Origin of the sequence: Streptomyces sp. NPDC018693 (assembly GCF_044391385.1) — a bacterium.
Lineage (GTDB): Bacteria > Actinomycetota > Actinomycetes > Streptomycetales > Streptomycetaceae > Streptomyces.
This window is the reverse complement of the sequence record NZ_JBIRZZ010000008.1, coordinates 202,171-225,225: the sequence shown is the minus strand read 5'-3', so window position 1 is coordinate 225,225 and position 23,055 is coordinate 202,171. Positions and strand designations below refer to the sequence as shown.

Here is a 23,055-nt window from a genome sequence, read left to right as displayed (position 1 = left end):
CGGCGGGTGCCTCTCCCCTAGGGGGAGCCGGGCAGCGCGGGACATCCCGGCGGCTCGGCTCCGTAGACCTCGACGGTGCCTGTCGTACGGCGGCGGGTGCCGGCGCACGTGAGCCGGTCACGTCCCGTACGGGGCAGTCCGGCTCACCATCGGACGGACGGACGAACGGCCGACGACGGTTCACGGTTGCGGGTCAGCGCCGGAATTGCACCGGCTTCCCCCCGTACGGGTGTGATGACGACGCGGCTACTGTACCGGGCGGTAGGCGCGGCTCCGAGGGGCCCTGTGGCCCCCGGCTCAGCGGACCGCCGCGTACGCCACCGGGTCGCTCCCCGGGGCCGCCTCCGCGCGGCCCTGCTTCACCAGATGGCGCAGGTGGGCCTCCGCCTCCGCGACGGCGATGTTGCGGGAGGCGTGCGGGATGTCGGGCCAGGGCCGGTTCCACTCCATGCGCTCGGCGAGCTGCCAGGGGGTGAGGGGGGTGGAGAGGAGGGCGAGGAGGCCGGTGAGGCGGGACATGTGGTGGGTGAGCAGCTCGCGGACGCGGGCCGGGGCGTCGCTGAAGGGGTACTGGTGGGCGGGGAGGATCTCGGCGGGGGCGAGGCGGCCGACGCGTTCGAGGGAGTCGAGGTAGTCGCCGAGGGGGTCGGTGACGGTGGTGTCGTCGGGGTCCTCGTACAGGCCGATGTGCGGGGTGATCTCGGGGAGGAGGTGGTCGCCCGAGAACAGGCGGCCCTTGCCGGGGAGTTGGGCGGGGTGGTCCTCCTCCAGGTGGAGGCAGACGTGGCCGGGGGTGTGGCCGGGGGTCCAGATCGCGCGCAGGCGGCGGCCGGGGAGGTCGAGGAGTTCACCGGGGGTGATCTCGCGGTCGGGGAGGGCGGGGGAGAGGCCCGGGAGGGTGCGGCGGTGCGCCCTGCGCAAGGGAGCCACATGGTCGTCGGGCGCGCCGGCCGCCAGCAGCTTGTCCGCCATGTACGTGTACCAGCGCTCGGGGCGGGTCCCGCGGGCCCGCCGGACGATCGACGCGTCCGCCGCGTGCATCGCGATCCAGGCGCCCGACGCCTCGCGGACCTTGCCCGACAGGCCGTGGTGGTCGGGGTGGTGGTGGGTGATGACGACGCCGTGCAGCTCGGTGACGTCGGTGCCGAGGGACGTCAGGCCGGCGGTCAGGGTGTCCCAGGAGGCGGGGTCGTCCCAGCCGGTGTCGATCAGCACCGGGCCGCGGTCGGTGTCGACGACGTGGACGAGCGTGTGCCCGAGCGGGTTGTCCGGGATCGGGACCCGGATCGACCGGACGCCGCCGCCGTGATCGTACGTCTGCGCCATGGGCTCCCCAATCACCGCGCTCCGGCACCCTGACCGCCACTATAACTAGAACGCGTTTCGATGGGAGCCCGAGTCACTCGACGGCTGCCGGGTGGTGCGCGATGCGTGGACTCCTCGAAGGGGAACTGGTATCTGTTCCACAAGAATCTGATGGACCGTCAGAGAGTCTGTTCAGAGAGTCTGTCAGAGAGTTCGTCGGAGAGTTTCAGAGAGTCAGGCTCCGGGAGGCAGTCGGCCATGACCGAGCTCGTGGAACACGGACAGCTGTGCATCGGCGGGGAGTTGACCGACCCCCTCGGCAAGGGCGTCATCGAGGTGATCTCGCCGCACACGGAGGAGGTCATCGGACGGGTGCCGCACGCCTCGACGGCCGACGTGGACCGGGCGGTCGCGGTGGCGCGCAGAGCCTTCGACGAAGGGCCGTGGCCGCGGCTGCCGTTGGAGGAGCGGATCGCCGTCGTCACCCGCATCAAGGACGGGATCGCCGCCCGGCACGAGGAGATCGCCCGGGTGATCTCCGCCGAGAACGGCTCCCCGTACTCCTGGAGCGTCCTCGCCCAGGCGCTCGGCGCGATGATGGTGTGGGACGCGGCGATCACGGTCGCCCGGGACTTCACCTACGAGGAGCGGCGCGACGGGGTGCTCGGGCGGATCCTCGTACGGCGGGAGCCGGTCGGGGCCGTCGCGGCCGTCGTCCCCTGGAACGTGCCGCAGTTCGTCGCCGCCGCCAAGCTCGCCCCCGCGCTGCTGACCGGCTGCACGGTCGTCCTCAAGCCGTCGCCGGAGTCGCCGCTGGACGCGTACATCCTCGCGGAGATCGCGAAGGACGCCGGGCTCCCGGAGGGCGTGCTGTCGATCCTTCCGGCGGACCGCGAGGTCAGCGAGTACCTGGTCGGGCACCCAGGCGTGGACAAGGTCTCCTTCACCGGGTCGGTCGCCGCCGGCAAGCGGGTCATGGAGGTGGCGGCGCGCCATCTCACGCGCGTCACGCTGGAGCTGGGCGGCAAGTCGGCGGCCGTCGTACTCCCGGACGCGGACGTCGGGACGGCCGTCGCCGGTATCGTCCCGGCGGCCTGGATGAACAACGGCCAGGCGTGCGTGGCCCAGACCCGCATCCTCGTCCCGCGCTCCCGCTACGACGAGTTCGCCGACGCCTTCTCGGCCGCCGCGAGCGCGCTGGTCGTCGGCGACCCGCTCGACCCCGCCACCCAGGTCGGCCCGCTCGTGGCCCGCCGCCAGCAGCAGCGCAACCTCGACTACATCCGCATCGGGCAGGAGGAGGGCGCCAAGATCCTCGCCGGCGGCGGACGCCCGGCCGGCCTGGACCTCGGCTGGTACGTCGAACCGACCCTCTTCGGCGACGTCGACAACTCCATGCGCATCGCCCGGGAGGAGATCTTCGGCCCGGTGATCTGCCTGCTGCCCTACGGCGACGAGGCCGAAGCCGTGAAGATCGCGAACGACTCCGACTACGGGCTGAGCGGCAGCGTGTGGACCGCCGACGTGGAGCGCGGCATCGAGATCGCCCGCCAGGTCCGTACCGGCACGTACTCCGTGAACACCTTCAGCCTCGACATGCTGGGCCCCTTCGGCGGCTACAAGAACAGCGGACTGGGGAGGGAGTTCGGGCCCGAGGGGTACGGGGAGTACCTGGAGCACAAGATGATCCACCTGCCGGCGGGGGCGTAGGACCGATGGGCGACCGCTGGCACATCGAGGTCGACCGCTCCCTGTGCATCGGCTCGGCCCAGTGCGTCCACCGGGCGGCGGACGGCTTCCGGCTGGACGCGGCCCGGCAGTCCCACCCGGTCCATCCGGACACCGACGCGAACGAGCGGGTGCTGGAGGCGGCGGAGAACTGCCCGGTGGAGGCGATCGCGATCACGCTGCTGGGGAGCGGGGAGGCGGTGTTCCCGCCGGACGAGTAAAAAATTCCCCGTTCGGGTGGTTTATATCTCTCCAGGAGGTTTACCCTATAAGTGGCCTACGAGGCGAGTGAGGGAGTTCGACCGGAGTAGCCGACTTTGGCGAGACGCTACGGCATCCGCCGAGGCCGACATCGACGGTCGGGCTGAGAGGCCGGAAGGCAGCAGTAGGGCCGGAAGGCGACCCCCATAACCTGATCCGGACAATGCCGGCGAAGGGAACCCGTCTCGTAGGTTCTTTCTGTGCCCGGGGGCCTGCCGAAGGTCTGATCGGCCCGGCGGGCGGCGCGGTCCCGGTGCCGTCAGGCCGAGCCCGCCCCCGGGTCCGTCAGGTCGATCAAGCGGCACACCGTCTCGATGTCGATCTTCACCTGGGCGATGGAGGCGCGGCCCGAGAGCCAGGTGATCAGGGCCGAGTGCCACGTGTGCTCGATGACGCGGACCGCTGAGAGCTGCTCCGGGGTCGGCGTGTCGAGGCCCATCGCGTCGAGGATGATCGCGGTGGTCTGGCGGGACACCTGGTCGACCTCGGGGCTGACGCTGCGGTCGGCGAAGGTGAGCGCGCGGACCATGGCGTCGGCGAGGTGCGGTTCGCGCTGGAGGGCGCGGAAGGCGCGCATCAGCGTCTCCGCCACGCGCTCGGCGGCCGTGTCGCCCGCCGGGGGCTTCTTCTTCAGCGTGCCGTGCATGTGCTCCAGCTGGTCCTGCATGGTCGCGACCAGCAGATGCACCTTGGAGGGGAAGTAGCGGTAGAGGGTGCCGAGGGCGACCTGGGAGGACTCGGCGACCTCCCGCATCTGGACCGCGTCGAAACCGCCCCGGCTGGCGAGCTGTGCGCTCGCGTGCAGAATGCGCCGGCGGCGGGCCTCCTGCCGTTCGGTGAGAGGCGGCGAGGCCGGGTGTGCGCCACTGGTTTCCGCAGGCATTGGGTACCGTTCCGTGACAGTCGGTGAGCTGGTGATCACACAGCATGCCAGGGCCCGAGCCGTGGCGTGAATCACCTGATCCACTGGTCACAGTGCCCTTACCTGCCGGTAGATTCAGAGCCTCCCGAACGATCAAGTCTGAAACTTGTTCTAGATTAGCGTCCCGTCGTAGTCTCGCGGGACAGTGCAGGCAGAAGGGGGCCCAGAGTGACCGCTGAGGCCAGTCGGGCCCGGTCCGGGCAGGACTTGGCGGCCGACGGTGAGCGACCGCTCGACATCGCGCTTCTGACCTACAAAGGGAACCCGTTCTGCGGCGGGCAGGGCGTCTACGTACGGCACCTCTCGCGTGAGCTGGCCCGCCTCGGCCACCGTGTCGAGGTCATCGGCTCCCAGCCGTACCCGGTCCTCGACGAGGGCGCGGACTACGCGGACCGCCTGACCCTCACCGAGCTTCCCAGCCTCGACCTGTACCGCCAGCCGGACCCCTTCCGCACCCCCGGACGCGACGAGTACCGCGACTGGATCGACGCCCTCGAAGTCGCCACCATGTGGACCGGCGGCTTCCCCGAGCCGCTGACCTTCTCGCTGCGCGCCCGCCGCCATCTGCGGGCCCGGCGCGGCGAGTTCGACGTCGTGCACGACAACCAGACCCTCGGCTACGGCCTGCTCGGTGACGTCGGCGCGCCGCTCGTCACCACCATCCACCACCCCATCACCGTCGACCGGCAGTTGGAGCTGGACGCCGCCGAGGGCTGGCAGCGGCGGTACTCCGTGCGGCGCTGGTACGCGTTCACCCGCATGCAGAAGCGCGTCGCGCGCCGGCTGCCGTCCGTGCTCACCGTCTCCGGCACCTCCCGCCAGGAGATCGTCGACCATCTCGGCGTACGGGACGACCGCATCCACGTCGTCCACGTCGGCGCCGACACCGACCTGTTCTCCCCCGACCCGTCGGTGCCCGTCGTGCCGGGCCGGATCGTCACCACCTCCAGCGCGGACGTACCGCTCAAGGGCCTGGTCTTCCTCGTCGAGGCACTGGCGAAGGTCCGTACCGAACACCCGGGCGCCCACCTCGTCGTCGTGGGGAAGCGGCCGGCCGAGGGCCCGGTCGCGCAGGCGATCGAGCGGTACGGCCTCGAAGGCGCCGTCGAGTTCGTCAAGGGCATCTCGGACGCGGAACTGGTCGACCTGGTCCGCTCGGCCGAGGTCGCCTGTGTGCCGTCGCTCTACGAGGGCTTCTCACTGCCGGCGGCGGAGGCGATGGCCACCGGCACACCCCTGGTCGCCACCACCGGCGGGGCGATCCCCGAGGTCGCGGGGCGCGACGGGGAGACGTGCCTCGCGGTGCCGCCGGGCGACGCGGGGGCGCTGGCCGCCGGTCTGGGCCGACTGCTGGGCGACCCGGGCCTGCGTGCGCGGCTGGGCCGGGCCGGACGCGAACGGGTGCTACGGCACTTCACCTGGGCCCGCGCGGCCGAGGGCACGGTCGCCCGGTATCGCGAGGCCATCGCCGGTTCCGCCGCTCCCCACGCTGTACAAGCTGTCCCGACCCCCGAAAGCAGGGCCACGTGCTGACCGTCGACTTCTCCCGGTTCCCGCTCGCCCCGGGCGACCGCGTCCTGGACCTCGGCTGCGGGGCCGGCCGGCACGCGTTCGAGTGCTACCGGCGCGGCGCCCAGGTCGTCGCGCTGGACCAGAACGGCGAGGAGATCCGCGAGGTCGCGAAGTGGTTCGCGGCGATGAAGGAGGCCGGCGAGGCGCCCGAGGGGGCCACCGCGACCGCCATGGAGGGCGACGCGCTCGCCCTCCCCTTCCCCGACGAGTCCTTCGACGTCGTCATCATCTCCGAGGTGATGGAGCACATCCCCGACGACAAGGGCGTCCTCGCCGAGATGGTGCGGGTGCTCAGGCCGGGCGGCCGGATCGCCGTCACCGTCCCGCGCTACGGCCCCGAGAAGGTCTGCTGGACCCTCTCCGACGCCTACCACGAGGTCGAGGGCGGCCACATCCGCATCTACAAGGCGGACGAACTGCTCGCGAAGATACGCGAGGCGGGCCTCAAGCCCTACGGCACCCACCACGCGCACGCCCTGCACTCGCCGTACTGGTGGCTGAAGTGCGCGTTCGGCGTCGACAACGACAAGGCGCTGCCGGTGAAGGCGTACCACAAGCTGCTGGTCTGGGACATCATGAAGAAGCCGCTCGCCACCCGGGTCGCCGAGCAGGCGCTCAACCCGCTCATCGGCAAGAGCTTCGTGGTGTACGCGACCAAGCCCCACCTGCCCCGGGTGGACGCCAAGTGACCACCCCCCGCACCGAGCATCTCGTCCTGCCCGGGGTGCTCACCGCCGAGCAGGCCGCCGAGACCGTGCGCGGCATCCTCGCCGCGCAGCGGGAGGACGGGGCCATACCCTGGTTCCGCGGCCACCACCTGGACCCCTGGGACCACACCGAGGCCGCGATGGCCCTGGACGCGGCCGGCGAGCACGCGGCCGCCGAACGCGCCTACACCTGGCTGGCCCGGCACCAGAACGACGACGGCTCCTGGTACGCCGCCTACGCCGACGGCGCCTACGACGACGTCACCGACACCGGGCGAGAGACCAACTTCGTCGCCTACATAGCCGTAGGCGTGTGGCACCACTACCTCTCCACCGGCGACGACACGTTCCTGGACCGCATGTGGCCGGCCGTGTACGCGGCCGTCGAGTACGTGCTGCGGCTCCAGCAGCCCGGGGGGCAGATCGGCTGGCGGCGGGAGGACGACGGCACCGCCACCGCCGACGCCCTGCTCACCGGCTGCTCTTCGGTCCACCACGCCCTGCGCTGCGCGCTCGCCATCGCCGAGCAGCGCGAAGAGCCGCAGCCGGACTGGGAGTTGGCGGCGGGCGCGCTGCGGCACGCGATACGACGCCACCCCGAGCGGTTCCTCGACAAGGACCGCTACTCGATGGACTGGTACTACCCGGTGCTGGGCGGCGCGCTCACCGGCGCGGAGGCCAAGTCCCGCATCGAGGAAGGCTGGGACCGCTTCGTCGTGCCCGGCTTCGGCGTCCGCTGCGTCGTCCCCAACCCCTGGGTCACCGGCGGCGAGTCCGCCGAACTCGCCCTGGCGCTCTGGGCGATGGGCGAGTCCGACCGGGCCCTGGAGATCCTCCAGTCCATCCAGCACCTGCGCGACCCGGAGTCGGGCCTGTACTGGACCGGCTACGTCTTCGACGACGAGGCCATCTGGCCACGCGAACTGACCACCTGGACGGCCGGCTCCCTCCTCCTGGCCGTCGCGGCCCTCGGCGGCCACGAGGCGACCTGCGCGGTGTTCGGCGGAGAGCAACTGCCGAGGGGGCTGGACCCCGACTGCTGCACCTGATGACCTGATTACCAGCGGCGGCGGTGCCCACCGGGTTCCGCAGCGTCTTGCGCCCCAGGATGACTCAGGAGCAGCTTGGCGGGGCGGCCTGCGCAGGTTTTGTCAGCGGCGCTGCGCGGCGACGGCGCCCGTGTACGTCTCCCGAGTCAGGTCGTCCGGGCCGACGCCCAGCTCGGCGAGCACCGCGCGGATGTCGTCGAGAGCTGCGGCGAGTTCGTTCTCGTCGACGAGGGTCTCGACCTCGAGGAACGTACCGTCGATCTCGGGGACGCGGACCAGGGTGGCGAGCATCTTCCGGCCGCGCGCCTCGAACTGGTAGTTGCGGCACCGCTTCTCGAACGCGATGAGCACGACGTAGCCCAGGCCGCGCAGGATCGCGTGCGCGGCGTCGACGTCAGCGACGGCCGTCTCGTGCTCCGGCTTGGACCCGGATGCCTCGTCGACAGCGGCCGCCTTCCAGGTGAGTACCGTGCGGGTGCTGTCCGGCCCGTGCACCGTCCGCACCCGCAGCTCCTGGTCGGACTTCTCCAGCACGCCGTCCGGCCGGTCGTAGTACGTGTCCCGGTACACCTCGACCCGGGCCCGCGCCCGCTCCTCCAGCTGCCGCATGACCGCCTCCGGCGCGTGGACGCGCGCCTTCAGCTCCGCCTCGATCGGCACTGTCGCTCCCCTCTCGTTCACACTGTGCGCTCGGCGTCGGCGATGACCGCCTCGAACATTCGCCGGAAGCCCCGGAACAGGGGGCCATGCGGCGTGGCCATGACCTTGTACGTCGCCGACTCGTGGCCTTCCCAGCCCGTGTCGAAGGCGCCGACGAACATCGTGGCGTCCGTACGGATCAGCCGCCAAGTGGGCAGCATCTTGTACCGCCATACGCCGATGTCGCACGTGTCGGCGAGTTCGCGCAGCCGCGCCTCAGCGAGGCGTACGCCTCCGGCGAGGGACCCAGCGGACTCCCCGATTTCGGCGGCGCGCCGGGCCAGGGCGTCGCTGTCGGGGTCGAGCAGCGCCACGCGGACACGCAGGCTGCGGCTTCCCTGCTCGCGTGGCAGACAGGCGCGGAGCAGGCTGTCATTGAGCCCGACCAGTCCGAGGCCACGCACAGCCAGAACGTCCAGCTCCGCAGCCTCGCGGGCCTGCTGCTGGATCTCCGCGGCGGCAGCCTTCTGAGCGGCGTACACGCGCACGATCTCCGGAAAGGCAGCGAGGTCGAAGGCGGCCCCGCCGACGCGCTTCTCACGGCTGGCGGCGAGCCCCATGAGGTGGCGGGCGTCATCCGGCATGTGAAGGCCGTCCGCGATCCGCTCGTACACATCGAGTCGGGAAACCTCCCGACGGCCGTTGATGATCTCGTTGACGCGGGCCTGCGTCATGCCCGTCGCTGTGGCGATACGGGCCTGGCTCGCACCGGCGTACTGCTGCACGTGGCGGAAGACGGCACCCATGTCCCGGCAGCGCAGGGACTCGCGAACCTCAGCGCGTTCCCATGCCCAGTCGGGCAGTTCGATCGGTTCGAGCGCGGTCGGCATGTCGGCCCCCGGATTCCCATGGCGGGATTGGAAGTTATCTCACCGTGAGATTACCGGCGGGGGATCGCATGCCCATCGACTCGCGTACAAGGCTGACCACATGAAGGACCCCGGCGGTGGGCGAACACCCCGGGGCGTGGCCAACGCTGGATAGGAGCGCCGACGATGGCAACAAATACCATTCATCCGCTGGCAACGGCAGGGCGGGATGAGGTTCCGCCCACCGACCGCCCACTGGCCGGTGGCATGACGATGCGCGTCTACACCGTGGACCGGTACGGCACGATCACGGCCGACCGGGGCACGCGCACCGTGCCGTGCGAGGCCGACCCGTTCCCGGAGCTGATGAACACGGGCAACCCGCCGTGCCAGTGCCCGAGCCACCGAGCGCAGGTGATCCGGTGAGCGTCACGTTGGAGATCACGCCGGAGGTGCTCGCGTTCCTGGGCCTGCCCGCCCGGGAGGAGTTGGACGACGAGCAGCGGCGGGGCGCCGCGTGCGTGTGGTGCGGCCACGCGCTGAACGCCGTGTCGGCTGTCGATCTCGGGGAACAGGCGCCGCCGGAGCGGTGGTTCCCGCGTGCCTGCCGACCCTGTGTTGGTACGCGCGCGTGGCCGGGTTTCATCAACCACACCATGGCCTGTACGTCGAGGTGCGGGGGCCCGTCCGGGCTGCTGTGCGACACGGGTCGTCTGCTGAACCGGCTGTGGAAGCGGCACTGGGTGAGCTGCGACCGCTGCGGCAAGCGCATCGAGCCAGGCCAGTCGTACGACGAGTTCGTCCCGGAGTCCGGTACCGGCTTCCCGCCCACGGTGTATATGCACCGGGAGCCGTGCGAGCGACCGCCGCGCAGGTGGCAGCCGGCCTAACGCCCCCGGTGGCGACCAGGGTTCAGGGTCGCACCCCGAACACCCCTCCCGCCAAGGACCGCAAGCTTCGGCGGGAGGCCAGCAAGCCCCGCCCCTGCTGCGCAAGGCGCACGAGGTGCTGCCCAAGCTGCCGACCACCGCGCGGTCCTGCTAGCCCTGCGGCGCGGCGGGAAGGCCCCGGCTGGGCCCGGCACGGCCGATACGATGCCCACGCCCGACCACTCCGACGAGAGGACCCAGCCGTGCCCCAGCGCCGATTGGCCCGCGCGGCGGTGTTCTCGGCCGGGTCCTGGGGTACCGCCGTGGCCAAGATCCTGGCCGACGCCGGCACCAGCGTCATCGTGCACGCCCGCCGGGATGAGATCGCCGACGCGATCAACACACAGCACCGCAACCCCGGATACTTTCCGGACATCGAGCTGCCCGCCGCGCTGACCGCGACGACCGACCCGGCCGCCGCGCTGGACGACGCGGACTTCCTGGTGCTGTCCATCCCCGCGCAGACCCTGCGGACCAACCTCGCCGCGTAGGCGCCGCACATCGGGCCCGACACCGTGATCGTATCCCTGATGAAAGGCATCGAGCAGAGCAGCCATCTGCGGGCGAGCCAGATCATCACCGAGGTGACCAGCGTGAGCGCGGAGCGGATCGTGGTGCTGTCCGGCCCGAACCTGGCACGCGAGATCATGGACGGCCAGCCCGCCGCGGCCACCATCGCCTGCCCCGACGAGGGCGCCGCCCACCGCTTCCAAAAGGCATGCCACACCGGCTACTTCCGCCCCTACACCAGCACCGACGTGACCGGCTGCGAGCTGGGCGGCGCGGTGAAGAACGTCATCGCCCTCGCGGTCGGCATCGCCTCCGGCATGGGCCTGGGCCACAACGCACAGGCCATGCTCATCACCCGCGGCCTGGCGGAGACCACCCGGCTGGCGGTAGCCATGGGCGCCCACCCCGCCACCCTCGCAGGGCTTGCGGGCCTGGGCGACCTGGTCGCCACCTGCTCCTCCCCGCTGTCGCGCAACCGTACCTTCGGCACCCACCTCGGCCGGGGGCTGAGCGTCGAGGAGGCGACGGCCGCCACCCGGCAGACCACCGAGGGCGTCAAGTCCGCCCAAGCGATCTTCGCCCTGGCCCGCGCCCATGATGTCGAGATCCCGATCACGGAAGTGATCTCCGCCCTGCTGCACGGGAAGGTCACTCTCGACGAGGCCGCGGCCACTCTGATGCAGCGGCCTCCCAAGCCCGAGCGCTGACCCCCGGGCGCCCCCGCGGGCAGCCAGGGCGTGTGGGCTGCTGAACGGCCTGCTGGCGGGGAAGACTGCGGGTACCGCCGGCGGATGGGGAGGGGGCGGTCGCAGTGGCCGCAGCCAGTAGCAGGGAATCGGCGCTCAAGCGGGCTCGGCTCGCGCTGAACATGACGTTGGAGGAGGCGGCCGACGCGCTGAACGCGATCACGGGCGGGGCGACGGACGCGAGCCTGATGAGCGCGTGGGAGTCCGGCCGACGCCGTACGGGCAAACGGAACCGCGCGGGCCTTTGCCGGCTGTACCGCGAGCGCCCGGAGGTGTTGTTCGCCCACCAGGACGGCGCGGCCACGAGCGTGCTGGAGACCTCCGGCACCGCCGTGGTGGTTAAGGTTCTCACCCGCTGGACCGACTTGGTCGAGGCGATGGTCGACGTCGTCGCCGGCGCGCGCGAGCAGCTGGTCGTCACTGGCTCCCGCTCGCGGGAGAAGGCGTATCTCGCGGCGATCGAGACGGCCGTCGCCCAGCAGCCGGACATGGTCCACTACCGCGTGCTGTACGGCCCGCCACGTCACCGGGCGCTCGCCGATCACCTGCTGCGGCTGCTGGAGCTGCGCGATCCGTCCGCCCGCCGCAACGGCATCAAGACGCTCCACATCGGGATGGTGGAGCCCACCGAGGCGCTGGAACGGTTCTTCGTCGCCTCCGAGATCGCCGCCGTGGTGCCGCTGCCGTCCTTCCACGGGGCCGAGGGTTTCGACTGCGGCGTCTTACTCAGTCGTGAGGCGGCGGTGTGTCTGGTCCACCATGGGCGAGAGGCGTGCGCGTCCGCGCGGCCGGTGGAGACGATCGACGCCGTCCACTCACTGCCGGTATGGCACAACTAGGGGGCGAGGGAGAAGCGTGATCGAGGACTTGTCGCAGGCGGCCCGGGTTCGTACGGCGTCCGTGGTCGAGCTGGCCCAGGAGCTGATCCGCCGTCCGAGCCGGGCGGGGATCGACGACTACGGGCCCGTACTTGGCGTGCTGGAGGACTGGCTCACCGCCCGCGAGCTGCCGCACCGCCGCCTGCACGACGACTCCGGGAGCCTGGTGGGGCTGCTGGTGGAGATCCCCGGAGGGCGGCCCGGCGCGTGGTGGACGCTGGACGCGTGCGTGGACACCGCCCCGTATGGCGACGAGGCCGCGTGGTCGTTTCCGCCGGACTGCGGCGACGTCGTGGACGGCTGGCTGCGCGGCCGGGGTGCGGCGGACTCCAAGCTCGCCGCCGCGGTGTTCTGCCACATCGCCGCCGACCTCGCACCCCGCGCCGCTGACCTGGTCGGAGGGCTCGCCGTGCTCCTGGACGTCGACGAGCACACCGGCGGCTTCGGTGGCGCCCGCGCCTACCTCACCGACCCACACGCGGCCCGCCCTGCCGGGGTGATGATCGGCTATCCCGGCATGGACGAGGTCGTGGTCGGCGGCCGGGGCCTGTGGCGGGCCACGATCACTGTGCACGCCCCCTCCGGGCACTCCGGCTCCAGCAAGACCGTGGTCGGAGCCATCTCCCGCGCCGCCCACCTCGTACGGCTCCTGGACACCGCCGAACTGCCCGGCGCGGATGACGGCTCGGGGTTTCCCTTGCCGCCGAAGCTGTCGGTCACCGCCTTCCACGGCGGACAGGGTTTCTCGGTCACCCCCGACCGGGTCGACATCAACGTGGACGTCCGCACCACCCCGGCCTTCGACGCGCACGACGCGGAGACCCTCATCCGCAAGGCCGTCGCCGAGCTCGACGCGGAGCTGCCCGCCCCGGCGCCCACCGAGGTAACCCCGGTCGCCGCGTGGCCGCCGTTCCGCCTTGCCGAGGACGAGCAGCCCGCCGCCGCCCTCCTTGGCGCCGCCGCCGCGGCAGGGCTCACCGTCTGGGCGAAGACCGCGGGCCCGTCGAACATCGGCAACCTGCTCGCCGGGGAGGGCATCGCGGCCACCGCCGGTTTCGGGGTGCCGTACGAAGGGCTGCACGGCATCGACGAACGCGCCCACCTCGCCGAACTCTCCACGGTGTACGCCGTCTACCAGCGGGCCGTCCTCGGCCTCCTCGGAGGCTGACGTCCCAAGCCCATCCCAACCTCCTCCCAGATCCACTCCCAGCAAGTCCCCAACTCCGTCTCTGGGAACAGATCTTCAATCGCGGTGACATAGAGGCAGCACCACCTCCACAACCACCGAGACAAGGGAGGCCGGTCATGGCCGAGCAGACCATCGTCACCACCCAGCCCGCCGTCGAGAACACCGCCGCCACGGCGCCGAGCACCGGCGGCTTCGCGCCGCAGGTCAGCACCCAACCGGTGGCGACCCTCACCCTGGGCCGCCAGACGTTCAACGACTCGGACAAGTCCAACTACTTCGAGGGCTGACACGCCCAGGACACCACCGAGCACCCCGGGGGCCGGCCGTACAACGGTCGGCCCCCGGGCGCGTCTGAAGGGGAGGCGAACAGATGGAACGGGAGTGGATGACCGGCGGCACCGCCGCCCGGGGCGGAACGGAAGTCGAAGGGCTCGAAGGCGTCCGCCGGGCTCTGGCCGCGCGAGTACGCGCGGTCGCGGAGAGGCCGGTGGCGCTCGCGGTCGTGGGCGGCTGCCCGGTCACCGAGCAGGAGCTACGCGGCGCGCTTCCGGCTGTGCGGGCGGGCCGGTGGGCGGAGCTGACCCGGTGGCCGGGCTCGTACTGGGTGGTCGCGGCCAGCGGGCGGCAGCGGTTCGTGTGCGGCGACCTCGCAGGGATCCGGGCCGTCTACTACACGCCGCACGGGGAGGGGACGGCGTGGGCCAGCGAGCCGGGCCTGCTGGAGCGTCCGCTCGCGGCGGACATGCCGTTGCTGGCGGCCCGGCTGGCGGCGGGGGAACACCACTGGCCGCACCGCAGCCCGTACGAGCAGATCCGGCAGGTCCCCGGCGGGTTCGGGCTGCTGCTCGCGCCCGGGGCGCCGCCGCAGCTCGTCGACATCCGCCGCGTCGAGCCCGTGGACGAGCTGTGCGAAGGCGCCGAGCGGTTCGGCCGCGTCCTTGCCGACGCCGTCCAGCACCGGGTCCGCGCCGCCAGCGGGGTGGTGGGGGCGGATCTGTCCGGCGGGCTGGACTCCTCGGCGGCCGTCGTCCTCGCCGCCGGCGTTGGGACCGTGCACGCGGTCACGTACACCGACGGCTACACCAGCGGGGAGGACATGGCCTTCGCCGCCCGCGTCGCCGAACACACCGGGACGCGGCACACGGTCGCCACCGGAAGCGAAGAGCAGCTGCCTTTCGGCTTCCCCGCGGGTCAGCCAACCGGGGCGGAGCCGGTGCTGGATGCGGCGATGTACGCCATGGACACCGCCTACCTGCACCCCGTGCGAGGGCTGCCGCTGCACCTGACCGGGCACGGCGGGGACATCGTGCTCGACGCCTCCAGCTCCTGCTGGGTCCGCCTCCTTCAGGACGGCCGCCGCCGGGAGGCCCACCGCCAGGTCGTCGCGTTCTCCCGGCTGCGCAACGCCGCCCCCGGCCCCTACTGGAAGGCTCTCAAGCAGGCGGCCGACCTCGGCCGGGCCGGGTCCCTCGAACGCGCCGCCGAGGCCCTGGATCGCGGGCCCATCGTCCCGGAGGCCGCCGTGGGCGGCTGGTCGTGGTGCCGCCTCGGCGCGGGCGCGTCCTGGCTCACGGCGGACGGGCGGCACCAGGTGGCCGCGCTGCTACGGCAGGCCGTCCGCGACCGGCAGCCGGAGTACGCCGACGAGTTCGACCAGTGGGCCGCCCTGCGCTCGGTCGGCGCCTGCGCCCGCAGCTGGGCCCCGTACGCCGAGACGCTCGGCGTGACGCCGGTGTACCCGTACCTGGACAACGAGGTCGTCCGGGCCGCGTTCGCCGTCCCGGCCCTGGCCCGGCGCGGGCTGGTGACCTACAAGCCGCTGCTGCGGGCCGCGCTGCCCGGGCTTCCGGACTGGCTGACCTCCCGCCGCTCGAAGGGCTCATTCACGGCCCAGCGCATCGCCGGACTCGCCCGTCACCGGGACCTGCTGGGCGAGCTGATCGCGTCGAGTCCGCTCGCGGCCGGAGGGCTCATTGACCCTTCGGTCGTCCGTGCCGCGCTCGCGCAGGCGGCCCGGGGCCAGAGCGCCACGGTGATCGCCGACCTGCACCAGCTGATCGTGACGTGCTGGTGGCTCACCGGCCAGACGGCCTGGAAGGAGGTGGCGGCGTGCTGACCCCCGCCCTCCACGTCCATCACGCCATCGGTCCGTACGGCACAGCGGTGCTCGACATCCGGCGCGGGACGTGGCTCATGCTCGACCCGGACGCCTCGAAGATCTGGCACGCCGTCATCGTTCGCGGCGGCACGGCCGAACTCGCCGACGAGATCGCCGTCCCCACCGGTCAGGACCCGCAGGCCGTCGGCGAGCAGATCGCCGCGTTCGTCGCCGAGCTCCTGGCCGTCGGTGTGCTCGTCGACACCGCCCGTCCGGCCCGGCGAAGGCGGTGGTGGCGGTGACGGTCATGGTCCCCACCGCCCGGCCCACCGCGCCGAGGCGGGACCGCCTGGTCGCGGCCGTCGCACTCGCCCTCTCCCTGGCGATGAGTCGGTTGCCACTGCGCTGGCAGATCGCCGCCGCACGGCTACTGTGCGGCCTGCCCTACGCGCGCCTTGACCCCCTCGAAGCCCTCTACACGGCGGTACTGGCGGTGATCCCCTTCTGGTGGCCGGGCCGGATCGCCTGCATGGAGATCAGCCTCGCCACCGTCATCGCGACCGCCCTCACCGGCCACCGGGCCCGGTGGGTGCTCGGCGCGCGGTTCCTCCCCGATGCCGCGCACGCGTGGGTCGAGGTCCCCGAGGGCGCGGTCGGCCGGGACATCGGCGACGCCGTCGACCGGCCGTGGATGCCCGTCCTCGCCGTGCCGTAGGCGGCATCAGGGCCGCCGTGGTCCGGGCCGGCACTGTGCCTCCCCGCCCCGGACCACGGCATCACTCGAACGAGTGAATATGAGGTGTCGTGGCTGACGCCTGGTTGGGGCGACCTGCGCCGCCGGGCGGGGTGCGGAACAATCCCGTTGCCCGGCCTTTCGGTCCGGCTCCCTGATGGGGTCGTGAGTTCTTCCGTTTCCTCGCCGCCCGTCGCCGGCGCGAGCCAGCCGCCCGTGATGCGCCTGGTCTCCGACCGGCATTTCGAGGCGAGCGTCACCCTGTCCACATGGGCGATAGCGCGCCGACTGCCTCGCACCCTCGCCGAGGCGGCCCGGCTCGGCTGGCACACCGACCACCGCGCCGTCCTGGCCCTGCTCGGCTGCCAGATCGGCGCCGCCGTCCTCACCGCGACCGCGCTCGCGGCCACCACCCGCGTGCTGGCCGCCGTTTTCGCCGGCGGCGACATCGCCGCCGGGCTGCGCGAGGACCTGACCGCCGTGGTTGTCCTTGCCGTCGCCGCCTCCGGCCGCTACCTGCTCGACGCCGCCGCCCGCGCGGCCGCGGCCCGGCTCGCGCCGAAGGCCGTACGAGAAGCCGACCTTCAGGTCATCACCGCAGCCACCGCCGCCGAGCTGGTCGCGTACGAGGACCCGGACTTCGAGGACGCCCACGCCGCCGCCTCCGACGGGGCGGAGAAGACCGGCGACCTCATCCTCGACGCTCAACTGCTGACCTCCGCCGCCGCGCAGATGGCCGCCGCGGCGACCGTCGTCACCGTGCTCCACCCCGTGATGCTGCCTCTGCTGGTCCTCTCCGTCGTGCCGTGCGCGTGGGGCGCCGTACGCGGGGCGCGGATCGAGCACGCCGCGCATCACCGCAACCTCGCCGACTCCCGGTTGCGGAACGTGTTCCGCTCGTACACCACCGAGCGCAGTTCCGCCGACGAGGTCCGCGCGGGGACCATGGCCGGGTTCCTGATCCGCCAGTACCGCATCGTCTCCGGCCGCCTGGAGGCCGAACAGCTCACGGCCACCCGGCAGGCCCTGGTGGTGCAAGGGATCGGTGACGCGCTCACTGCGGTGGGCACCGCCGCGACCTGGGCCGTGCTCGTGCTCTTGGTGGCGAGCGGCCGGATGGAGCTCGCGGTCGCGGGAACCGCGGCCCTGGCGGTGCGGACCTCGGGGGCGGCGCTCGCCACAACGGTGCGGGCCGGGGCCCGCCTGTTCCGCACCTCGCTGTCCCTGGACGACTGGGTGCGCTTCCTCACGGTGGCCAAGCCATGGACGACCCGACGCGGCACTGCCGCCGTCGCCGAGGACGGGCCGCAGGTCATCACCGCCGAGGGCGTCTCCTTCACCTACCCCGGCGCCGACACGCCCGCGCTCGACGGCATCGACCTGGATCTCAAGCGCGGCGAGGTCATCGCCCTGGTGGGCGAGAACGGCGCCGGCAAGAGCACCCTCGCCCGGATCCTGACCGGCCTGTTCCTCCCCACGAGCGGTTCGGTGCGGTGGGACGGGGTCGATTTGGCGGACGCCGACTCGGCCGGCGTGCTCGCCCAGGTCGCGCTGGTCCCGCAGGACTACACCCGCTGGCCGCTGGCGGCCCGCGAGAACATCACCCTCGGCCAGCCCCGCGCCGAAGGCGACAGCGCCGTACACACCGCCGCCGAAGCCGCCGGCGCCGACAGCGTCATCGCCGCCCTGCCCCACGGCCTGGACACCTCGCTGGCCCGCTCCTGGTGGGGAGGACACGACCTCTCGGGCGGGCAGTGGCAGCGCATCGCGGTCGCCCGCGCCTTCCACCGCGACGCCCCCGTCCTCGTCATGGACGAGCCGACCGCCGCGCTCGACGCCCGCGCCGAGCACCGGATCTACACCCGGCTCAAGGCCCTCGCCGCGGGCCGGGCAACCGTGTTCATCACGCACCGGCTGGCCAACACCCGCCTCGCCGACCGGATCATCGTCCTCGACCAGGGCCGGATCTCCGAGATGGGCACGTACGACGAGCTGATCGAACAGGCCGGGGGCTTCTTCGAGATGCTGAAGCTCCAGGAGGACCGGGACTGATCCCCTCCGCGGCCGCGGCCGGCTATCACTGTCGCGCGCGGATCACGCCGATGATCAAGGAGCGGGCGGTCCCACCGCGTCGACGTCAGCGACGGCCGTCTCGTGCTCCGGCTTGGATCCGGATGCCTCGTCGACAGCGGCCGCCTTCCAGGTGAGTACCGTGCGGGTGCTGTCCGGCCCGTGCACCGTCCGCACCCGCAGCTCCTGGTCGGACTTCTCCAGCACGCCGTCCGGCCGGTCGTAGTACGTGTCCCGGTACACCTCGACCCGGGCCCGCGCCCGCTCCTCCAGCTGCCGCATGACCGCCTCCGGCGCGTGGACGCGCGCCTTCAGCTTCGCCTCGATCGGCACTGTCGCTCCCCTCTCGTTCACACGGTGCGCTCGGCGTCGGCGATGACCGCCTCGAACATTCGCCGGAAGCCCCGGAACAGGGGGCCATGCGGCGTGGCCATGACCTTGTACGTCGCCGACTCGTGGCCCTCCCAGCCGGCGTCGAAGGCGCCGACGAACATCGTGGCGTCCGTTGGGTTGTCCGGAATCGGTCTCACGCTTCGTCGCGGTGAGTGAGGTGGCCGTCGGTCAGCCGCCAGTAGTGCTGGTGGTCAGTCAATTGCCAGGTCTCGTCGGCGGCGATCGCTTGCGTGATCCATTCGTGGAGTTGCGGGAGGGCCTGGGCTCGTAGAACATCGCGGGTGGCTGCACGTTCAGCGGCATCGACGGGGTGGACGTCTATGCGGAAGCCGACCATGTTCGGGTGGATGCCGCGGCCGTAGCTGCGGGGGTACGGAGCGATCCATGCTGCTCCCAGGACGATGTTCCCGCTGTCATGTCCGGTGAGGAATGCCAGGTCCGTGACTCGGGTCATGTGGGGGCCGAGACACTCGTTGATGTCGGTGGTGGTCAGTGGCCAGGCACGGTGCCGGGGCAGTCTTCGATTTCGTGCGGACATGGCAAGCAGAATGGCAGAGGTGTTCGGCGGGGAGCAGCTGCCGACGGGGCTGGACGCGGACTGCTGCCGCTGATCACCGATCACCGATCACCCGCGGCGGCGGTGCAGCGTGCCGGCGGAAACACCCCGCCCATTTCCCCTGTGTTTGCGTGGAGTTGGGAATTCCGGGGGACGACGTTCGAGGGGATCGCTGATGATCCTGCCCCCTTGAGTGGCAGGAGGGACGTTGTCCGACGCCGGTGCACGTGCGATGGAGGAACCTAGACTCACCACCCGCAGGGTGCGGCACCGCCGCCGCGTCCCACGGCATGTCCTCGTCGCGCTGCCGCTCGCTGTGGCCGGGCTGATATCCCTGGGAGTCACGGGCAACACGCTCCGACCCTTCGACCGGATCATCACCCTGGACGCGCGCATGGCCTCCAAGTCCGACTACTTCCGTGACCCCGAGGTGCGCCGGCTGTTACTGGAGCACGGCATACGGGTCGACATCCGCCGGCTCGGCTCCCGCGGCATCGCCACGCAGTCCCTGCGCGGCATGGACGTCGTCTTCCCGTCCGGCCAGCCCGCCGCCAAGCTGGTCCTCGACCGGCAGGACCGCTCGGTGCGCTCGGTGCGGCCCTTCGTCACCCCGCTGGTCCTCGGCACCTTCCGCGCCTACGCAGAGACCCTGGTCGCGGCCGGCGTCGCCACTCGGCAGCAGACCCAGGGCGGCGCCCCGACGCTCTACTACGACCTGAACATGCCCGCCTTCATGAACCTGCTCGACGGTGTCCACGGCGGCAGCCCACGCGCGGACCAGGATCGCGACGGCAAGGAGGAAGGCGCCGACACCTGGAACGGCATCGGCTACGACAACTCCGGCGAGCACAGCAACAGCGGCCGTGTCCTGGTGCGTACCTCCAACGTCTGCGAGTCCAACTCCGCCGGCACCTACCTCAGCCTCCTCGCCTTCGTCGCCAACGGGAACAGCACGCCGGGCACCCAGAACGTCAACGACCCCGAGCTGGCCCGCGCGGCGGTGACCGCCGTCGCCGAGAAGATCAAGCCGCTGATCAACCTTCAGGGCATGTGGGCCGACGAACAGGCCGACAGCTACCTCTCCGACCTCGGCGAGAGCATCGCGCCCATCTCCCTCATCTACGAACACCAGTACCTGGCCCACCAAGTGGCCCACCACGCCAAGTACGACGAACAGGACACCTCCCGCGTCCTGCTCTACCCCACGCCCTACGCGCTCACCGAGCCCCAGCTCATCTCCCTCACCGACGACGGCGACCGGCTCGTCCAACTCATCGAGGAGGACGAGGCTTTGCGCGACCGCGCCATCGAACTCGGCTTCCGCGTCCGCTTCAAGGGCGAGTACGGCACCAGCGAACGCCTCAACGCCTACCTCGGCGAGCGCGACATCCAGGTGCCCGTCCCCAACCGCGATCAGACCAAGTCATACGAGCCCGAACTGAGCGTCCTCGAACAGATCATCGACTACGTGGGCAGCTGCCCGCCGCCCGACCGGAGCGCACCATGAGGGCCGCGCGCCGGGCAGTGACCGCCGTGTGCTCCCTCGCCCTGCTCGGCGCCCTCACGTCCGCCTGCACGACCGAGTCCGACCACACCACCCTGCGCGTCCTGGCGAGCCCGGAGCTGGCCGACGTAGAGCCCCTGCTGGACGAACTGAAGAAGGACACCGGCGTCGAGCTGGAGCTGGAGTACAGGGCGACCGCCGACCTCGCCGACCTCACGGGTCCCTCCGCGTCCTCCGCCGGTTCCACCGACCGCCCCTCCGGCCCCCAGCCCCCCGCCTACGACCTCGCCTGGCTCGCCTCCGACCGGTCCTTCCTCCTCCGTGTGCAGGAGTCCGGCGGCGCGCTCACCCGGCCCGAGTCCACCGCGATCATGCGCTCGCCCGTCGTCGTCGGCCTGACCCCCGCCTTCGCCAAGGAGCTGCGCGCGAGCGCTCCGGGCGGGCGGATCTCCTGGGCCGACGTCGCGGACGCCGCCGCCGACGGCCGGCTGCGCTTCGGCATGGCCGACCCGCGCCGCAGCGACACCGGGCGGGCCGCACTGGTCGGGGTGGCCACCGCGGCGGCCGGGACCGGCAGCGCGCTGCGTGAGGAGGACGTCTCCTGCGACCGGCTGCGCGGCTTCCGCTCCGGCCAGACCCTCACCGCCGCCAGCTCCCGCGACCTCCTCGCCGACTACGCCGCCCACCAGGACACCGCCGACGCCCTGATCGCCCACGAGTCGGAGCTGCTCTCCCTGAACGCCGGCGGCAAGCTGCGCCGGCCGCTGGAGCTGGTCTACCCCGACGACGGCATGGTGCTCTCCGACTTCCCGCTGCTGCTCCTCGACCCCGCCGAACGCACCGCGTACCGCAAGGTCGTCGACTGGCTGCTGAGCACCGACGTACAGAAGAAGCTGATGCAGCGTACCCAGCGGCGGCCCGTCAACCAGGACGTCCAGCCGTCCGAGCCGCTGCGCGCGCAGGTCGGCAACGCGCTGTCCTTCCCGGACCGGCTGGCCATCGTCGAGCGGCTCGTCCAGAACTACGGCGACCCGGCGCACCCCACGACCGACCAGGTCGTGTTCCTGCTGGACTTCTCGACCTCGATGCGCGGTGAGCGGATCGCCGAGCTGCGGGCCGCGTTCGCCGGGCTCAGCGGCGCCGACCCCACCTCCACGGGCAAGTTCGCCCGCTTCTACCGAGGCGAGCGGCTGACCGTCGTACGGTTCGGCGGGCGGGTGCTCCAGGAACACACCGTGACCGTGCGCGGCGACGCCGACCTCAAGAGCCTCGACCGGATCGTCGCCGAGGGCGGCTTCGACGATGCCACCGCCGTCTGGTCGGCCCTGGACCGTGGTTACGCCATCGCCGCCGACGCCGTACGGGAGGCGCCAGAACGGCCCGTCGCCATCGTGCTGATGACGGACGGCGAGAACAACTCGGGGATCCCCTACGCGGAGTTCCTGCGCCGCCACCGCGCGCTCGGCGGCGCGGCCGGGGCGGTGCCGACCTTCCCCGTCTACTTCGGAGAGGCCGACGCGGCAGCCCTGCGGCGGGCCGCCGAGGCGACCGGCGGCCGCATGGTCGACGCCGGACTCTCCTCCCTCACCGACGCGTTCAAGGAGATCCGTGGGTGTCATTGACAGTGCCTGGTGGAGCCTGTGGTGGCCGTGGCTGCTCGTCTGGGCGGTGACGGCGGGCTGCCTCGCCGTCCTGCTGCGGCACGCGCTCCTGCGCCTGGGCCGGTCGCGTCGCCGCCGCCGTACCAGCGGGCGCACGGTGCACGGCATGTGCTTCTTCCTGCACGAGAAACGGGTCATGGACCTCTACCAGCAGGGCGGCTTCAGCGCGGCCCTGGAACAGGAGGTCGCCGACCGGATCAACGTCGACAGCCGGGTCGGCGTGCTGGCGAAGCTGGGCTGGGGCTCGGCCGGCGGACACCGCAACGTCACCAAGGAGACCGTCACCGCCTACATCAAGGAAGAGACGCCGATCACCGTGATCCGGCTGCTCATGGACACCATGGGCAAGGAGGACGTCGTGGTGCACGCCGACCTCACCACCGGCGAGGTCACACCCAACCGGGCGCTCACCGACACCCTGCGCGAGCGGGGCGGCGACAGCCGGGTCGAACTGACCTCCCTCGGTGTCGCCTCCGCGCTGTCGATCACCGGCCGGTTCACCGCTCGCCGCGCCGAGAACGGGGACATCGAGCTGCGCGCCCGGTACGGCACGGGGCAGCCCGCCGCCCAGGTGTCCATCACCTGCGAGGCGTCCGGGGTCCGCGAGGGCTTCCAGAACGCCGACTACTTCACGGGGGAGTTCCAGGCCCGTTGCCTCGGCAAGGTGCCCACCTGGAACCGGGAGCGGGGGGAGCTGAAGCTGAACCCGATCGCCGTGTTCCTGTGACCGCCGTGA

The 23,055-nt window shown here is 71.9% G+C and carries 24 protein-coding genes, 1 pseudogene and 2 riboswitches; of the genes and pseudogenes, 18 read left to right on the top strand and 7 right to left on the bottom strand.

Annotated features, from left to right (window positions below; translation table 11 throughout):
- Nucleotides 1-131 precede the first annotated feature (131 nt).
- Nucleotides 132-221, bottom strand: a riboswitch (cobalamin riboswitch).
- A gap of 76 nt (nt 222-297) precedes the next feature.
- Entirely contained in the window at nt 298-1,326 is a 1,029-nt protein-coding gene (locus tag ACH5AC_RS22420) for an MBL fold metallo-hydrolase (protein ID WP_398863765.1), read from the bottom strand.
- Nucleotides 1,327-1,563: 237 nt separating this feature from the next.
- Between ACH5AC_RS22420 and ACH5AC_RS22415 the strand changes: the two genes are divergently transcribed.
- Nucleotides 1,564-3,015, top strand: a complete 1,452-nt coding sequence (locus ACH5AC_RS22415; RefSeq protein WP_398863764.1) for an aldehyde dehydrogenase — start codon at nt 1,564-1,566, stop codon at nt 3,013-3,015.
- Nucleotides 3,016-3,020: 5 nt separating this feature from the next.
- A complete protein-coding gene (locus ACH5AC_RS22410; RefSeq protein ID WP_398863762.1) occupies nt 3,021-3,254 on the top strand; it encodes a ferredoxin in 234 nt (77 codons plus the stop codon).
- 59 nt (nt 3,255-3,313) lie between these two features.
- Nucleotides 3,314-3,489, top strand: a riboswitch (TPP riboswitch).
- A 64-nt stretch (nt 3,490-3,553) separates the two neighbouring features.
- Here ACH5AC_RS22410 and ACH5AC_RS22405 read toward each other — a convergent pair.
- On the bottom strand, nt 3,554-4,177 hold the full coding sequence (locus ACH5AC_RS22405) for a TetR family transcriptional regulator (RefSeq protein ID WP_398863761.1): 624 nt from the start codon (nt 4,175-4,177) through the stop codon (nt 3,554-3,556).
- A 207-nt stretch (nt 4,178-4,384) separates the two neighbouring features.
- On the opposite strand from ACH5AC_RS22405, the gene ACH5AC_RS22400 reads away from it, so the two are divergent.
- From ACH5AC_RS22400 to ACH5AC_RS22390, 3 genes are read left to right on the top strand one after another with little or no spacing between them, the layout of a single operon-like run.
- On the top strand, nt 4,385-5,749 hold the full coding sequence (locus ACH5AC_RS22400; RefSeq protein WP_398863760.1) for a glycosyltransferase family 4 protein: 1,365 nt from the start codon (nt 4,385-4,387) through the stop codon (nt 5,747-5,749).
- The gene (locus ACH5AC_RS22395) at nt 5,743-6,477 is read left to right on the top strand and encodes a class I SAM-dependent methyltransferase (RefSeq protein ID WP_398863759.1); all 735 of its coding nucleotides are present in this window, start codon (nt 5,743-5,745) and stop codon (nt 6,475-6,477) included. The genes ACH5AC_RS22400 and ACH5AC_RS22395 overlap by 7 nt, the downstream gene beginning before the upstream one ends.
- A complete protein-coding gene (locus tag ACH5AC_RS22390; protein WP_398863758.1) occupies nt 6,474-7,544 on the top strand; it encodes a prenyltransferase/squalene oxidase repeat-containing protein in 1,071 nt (356 codons plus the stop codon). Before ACH5AC_RS22395 ends, ACH5AC_RS22390 begins: the two co-directional genes overlap by 4 nt.
- A 102-nt stretch (nt 7,545-7,646) precedes the next feature.
- Here the strand turns inward: ACH5AC_RS22390 and cyaB are convergent, their stop codons facing one another.
- The gene (gene cyaB / locus ACH5AC_RS22385) at nt 7,647-8,204 is read right to left on the bottom strand and encodes a class IV adenylate cyclase (protein WP_398863757.1); all 558 of its coding nucleotides are present in this window, start codon (nt 8,202-8,204) and stop codon (nt 7,647-7,649) included.
- A 17-nt stretch (nt 8,205-8,221) separates the two neighbouring features.
- Complete coding sequence (locus ACH5AC_RS22380) at nt 8,222-9,073, bottom strand: helix-turn-helix domain-containing protein (protein WP_398863756.1); 852 nt, start codon at nt 9,071-9,073, stop codon at nt 8,222-8,224.
- Between the two features lie 246 nt (nt 9,074-9,319).
- On the opposite strand from ACH5AC_RS22380, the gene ACH5AC_RS22375 reads away from it, so the two are divergent.
- From ACH5AC_RS22375 to ACH5AC_RS22330, 10 genes and pseudogenes are all read left to right on the top strand, one after another.
- Nucleotides 9,320-9,478, top strand: a complete 159-nt coding sequence (locus tag ACH5AC_RS22375) for a hypothetical protein (protein WP_398863755.1) — start codon at nt 9,320-9,322, stop codon at nt 9,476-9,478.
- A complete protein-coding gene (locus tag ACH5AC_RS22370) occupies nt 9,475-9,942 on the top strand; it encodes a hypothetical protein (protein WP_398863754.1) in 468 nt (155 codons plus the stop codon). Before ACH5AC_RS22375 ends, ACH5AC_RS22370 begins: the two co-directional genes overlap by 4 nt.
- Nucleotides 9,943-10,199: 257 nt before the next feature.
- A pseudogene (locus ACH5AC_RS22365) lies at nt 10,200-11,198 on the top strand (NAD(P)H-dependent glycerol-3-phosphate dehydrogenase).
- A gap of 104 nt (nt 11,199-11,302) precedes the next feature.
- The gene (locus ACH5AC_RS22360; protein ID WP_398863753.1) at nt 11,303-12,076 is read left to right on the top strand and encodes an XRE family transcriptional regulator; all 774 of its coding nucleotides are present in this window, start codon (nt 11,303-11,305) and stop codon (nt 12,074-12,076) included.
- A gap of 16 nt (nt 12,077-12,092) precedes the next feature.
- On the top strand, nt 12,093-13,283 hold the full coding sequence (locus tag ACH5AC_RS22355; protein ID WP_398863752.1) for a M20 family metallopeptidase: 1,191 nt from the start codon (nt 12,093-12,095) through the stop codon (nt 13,281-13,283).
- Between the two features lie 137 nt (nt 13,284-13,420).
- Nucleotides 13,421-13,591 (top strand): hypothetical protein, encoded by a 171-nt coding sequence (locus ACH5AC_RS22350; protein ID WP_398863751.1) that lies wholly within the window; start codon nt 13,421-13,423, stop codon nt 13,589-13,591.
- Between the two features lie 83 nt (nt 13,592-13,674).
- A complete protein-coding gene (locus ACH5AC_RS22345; RefSeq protein ID WP_398863750.1) occupies nt 13,675-15,420 on the top strand; it encodes an asparagine synthase-related protein in 1,746 nt (581 codons plus the stop codon).
- Complete coding sequence (locus tag ACH5AC_RS22340) at nt 15,414-15,704, top strand: PqqD family protein (protein WP_398863749.1); 291 nt, start codon at nt 15,414-15,416, stop codon at nt 15,702-15,704. The genes ACH5AC_RS22345 and ACH5AC_RS22340 overlap by 7 nt, the downstream gene beginning before the upstream one ends.
- A 5-nt stretch (nt 15,705-15,709) precedes the next feature.
- Nucleotides 15,710-16,117: a lasso peptide biosynthesis B2 protein gene (locus ACH5AC_RS22335; protein WP_398863907.1), complete on the top strand. Its 408-nt coding sequence runs from the start codon at nt 15,710-15,712 to the stop codon at nt 16,115-16,117.
- Between the two features lie 183 nt (nt 16,118-16,300).
- Entirely contained in the window at nt 16,301-18,187 is a 1,887-nt protein-coding gene (locus ACH5AC_RS22330) for an ABC transporter ATP-binding protein (protein WP_398863748.1), read from the top strand.
- A gap of 54 nt (nt 18,188-18,241) precedes the next feature.
- On the opposite strand, the gene ACH5AC_RS22325 is transcribed toward ACH5AC_RS22330, so the two are convergent.
- The 3 genes from ACH5AC_RS22325 to ACH5AC_RS22315 are packed head-to-tail and all read right to left on the bottom strand — an operon-like array spanning nt 18,242 to nt 19,136.
- Nucleotides 18,242-18,538, bottom strand: coding sequence for a CYTH domain-containing protein (locus tag ACH5AC_RS22325; protein WP_398863747.1), 297 nt, complete (start codon nt 18,536-18,538; stop codon nt 18,242-18,244).
- 17 nt (nt 18,539-18,555) lie between these two features.
- Entirely contained in the window at nt 18,556-18,735 is a 180-nt protein-coding gene (locus ACH5AC_RS22320) for a hypothetical protein (RefSeq protein ID WP_398863746.1), read from the bottom strand.
- A complete protein-coding gene (locus tag ACH5AC_RS22315) occupies nt 18,732-19,136 on the bottom strand; it encodes a hypothetical protein (RefSeq protein ID WP_398863745.1) in 405 nt (134 codons plus the stop codon). Before ACH5AC_RS22315 ends, ACH5AC_RS22320 begins: the two co-directional genes overlap by 4 nt.
- A gap of 250 nt (nt 19,137-19,386) precedes the next feature.
- Here ACH5AC_RS22315 and ACH5AC_RS22310 point away from each other — a divergent pair, with 250 nt between their 5' ends.
- Genes ACH5AC_RS22310 through ACH5AC_RS22300 form a run of 3 tightly spaced genes read left to right on the top strand, consistent with a single transcriptional unit; the run spans nt 19,387 to nt 23,046 of the window.
- Complete coding sequence (locus ACH5AC_RS22310) at nt 19,387-20,661, top strand: hypothetical protein (protein ID WP_398863744.1); 1,275 nt, start codon at nt 19,387-19,389, stop codon at nt 20,659-20,661.
- On the top strand, nt 20,658-22,280 hold the full coding sequence (locus ACH5AC_RS22305) for a substrate-binding domain-containing protein (RefSeq protein ID WP_398863743.1): 1,623 nt from the start codon (nt 20,658-20,660) through the stop codon (nt 22,278-22,280). Before ACH5AC_RS22310 ends, ACH5AC_RS22305 begins: the two co-directional genes overlap by 4 nt.
- Nucleotides 22,267-23,046 carry a hypothetical protein gene (locus ACH5AC_RS22300; protein ID WP_398863742.1) on the top strand — a complete coding sequence of 260 codons (780 nt, stop codon included), beginning with the start codon at nt 22,267-22,269 and terminating at the stop codon, nt 23,044-23,046. Before ACH5AC_RS22305 ends, ACH5AC_RS22300 begins: the two co-directional genes overlap by 14 nt.
- Nucleotides 23,047-23,055: the final 9 nt, after the last annotated feature.